This window comes from Bacillus sp. JST-5, assembly GCF_057747715.1.
The window spans coordinates 1-1,841 of the sequence record NZ_JBYLHW010000132.1 but is presented as its reverse complement, the minus strand read 5'-3'; the positions used below and the strand labels follow the sequence as shown (position 1 = coordinate 1,841).

The 1,841-nt window shown below is 37.6% G+C and carries 3 protein-coding genes; 1 reads left to right on the top strand and 2 read right to left on the bottom strand.

What is annotated here, in order from left to right; all coding sequences use genetic code 11:
* Positions 1-471 (top strand): transposase (locus AC3ASS_RS14090; RefSeq protein ID WP_488284137.1); only part of this gene is annotated, 471 nt, incomplete at its 5' end.
* A 123-nt stretch (positions 472-594) separates the two neighbouring features.
* Here the strand turns inward: AC3ASS_RS14090 and AC3ASS_RS14085 are convergent.
* Together AC3ASS_RS14085 and AC3ASS_RS14080 are read right to left on the bottom strand one after the other, a co-directional pair.
* A complete protein-coding gene (locus AC3ASS_RS14085; protein ID WP_263062428.1) occupies positions 595-1,512 on the bottom strand; it encodes a class I SAM-dependent methyltransferase in 918 nt (305 codons plus the stop codon).
* Positions 1,513-1,622: 110 nt separating this feature from the next.
* The coding region (locus AC3ASS_RS14080) for a hypothetical protein (protein WP_488284098.1) at positions 1,623-1,841 on the bottom strand (219 nt) is incomplete at its 5' end.

The following is a 1,841-nucleotide window of genomic DNA, read 5'->3' as shown; positions in this document are numbered from 1 at the left end:
CCATATACAAGGCCTAGAACAAAGGAGGGTTTCTTTAAAAAGTATGAATATGTATACGATGAGCATTATGATTGTTATATCTGCCCAAACAACCAAATTCTTGAATACCGAACCACGACAAGAGAAGGATATCGACAGTACGCTTCTAATCCGGAAATATGTAAAACGTGCCCGTTCTTAGAAAAGTGTACCCAAAATAAAGATCATATCAAATTCATTCATCGCCACATTTGGGAACATTATGTGGAAGAAGCGGATCATTTAAGGCATACAGAGATCAATAAAAACATATATGAGAAGCGCAAAGAAACGATTGAACGAGTCTTTGCCGATGGAAAAGAGAAGCATGGCATGCGATGGACAACCCTTCGGGGACTGGGAAAATTGTCCATGCAAGCGATGCTTACTTTTGCTGCCATGAACTTAAAGAAAATGGCAAACTGGACATGGAAAAGACCATGTCCAGCCTAAATAAGATAAGAATCTTAGAAAATGATGAGCAAAAAAAGACAAATCCCAACTCAAATGAAGCATTTGAGTTGGGGTTTGTCGACAGTCAAATCCTCTTATTTAAGAGGATTTAATATATGAATATTATCTTTTAACGGCGTGGATATAATGAATGGTCTCGAAAGCAGAAAGATAATCCGTCCTATTTTGAAAGTAAAGATTGTTTATCATCGTCGGTGATAAGTGTTCGAAAATGAGTAACCCTGATTGTTCCAAAATACTTTCAAGTTCATGATAAGCAAAACTTGACTTCATTGGTTCTCTACTTGCAAAAGCCAACTTTACCATATTTTCAACTCGATTAGACTTTCCCTTTTCTTCAAACAATGTTTCATCGGCATAGTCAAATACAATCGAGCTCCCCGATGGGACTTTGGCAAATAAGTTTTTGATTAAATTTATATTTTCTTCTTTTGTTAGATAATACGTAACACCTAATAGGCTAATAAATGTTTTTTTGTTCTCATCAAATCCGTTTTCCTTAAGCCTTTGATAAATGAAATTTTTGGTAAAATCCATGGGAACAAAATGGAGATGATTTGGGATTTCCCAGCCTGCATCAGTTATTCTTTTTCTCTTTAATTCCTGAGTAGATGGATGATCTAGCTCGAATATTTCAAGTTTATTTTCTAGTTCAAGATGGCGAAAACAAAACGTATCATAACCGGCTCCAAGAATCACATATTGCTCTAACCCTAAATTGACTTCATTGAGTAATACTTGTTCACAAAAGGCGGCTCGAGCAAGTGGAGTAGGTGAGAGCTGTACTTGAGTAATCCATTTTAAAATTTCATCTGGTTGGTCTTTAAATTTTTCTGCTATGTCCTTGTTGAAGAATTGTATACTATTAATCATATTTTTCTTAATGTCTGATAACTCTTTTTGGGATAGGAGATCTTTAGCAAGGAAATCATCAAAAATGATTGGTAAATCATTCTGACTGTGATACGCCCGAGAAAAAGCTGAAATCAACGCGGTCATACTGGATTTGTTTTGCTTCACAACTTTCCCTCCAAATCGAGTAGGAGGGAGCGATTAACTCCCGTCCTCTCACACCACCGTACGTACGGTTCCGTATACGGCGGTTCAATTAAGATAATTGACGCAAGTCTTTATAACTTCCGTGAATAGCTGTTCTCTTTATGCCAGTGGTCACTCCACCCTCCAAGAGGTCTCCCACGGGATTCACCGCTTCCTCCCTCAAGTGAGGTACTACGTTTTCTGTGTTCATCATGACTCACTGAATGCCAAGGACTATTCTCTCTTAATTGTTCGGTCCTTCTTAGTTGTTCTAGACCAACTAATACTATGACCTCTGCTGACTTCTGACG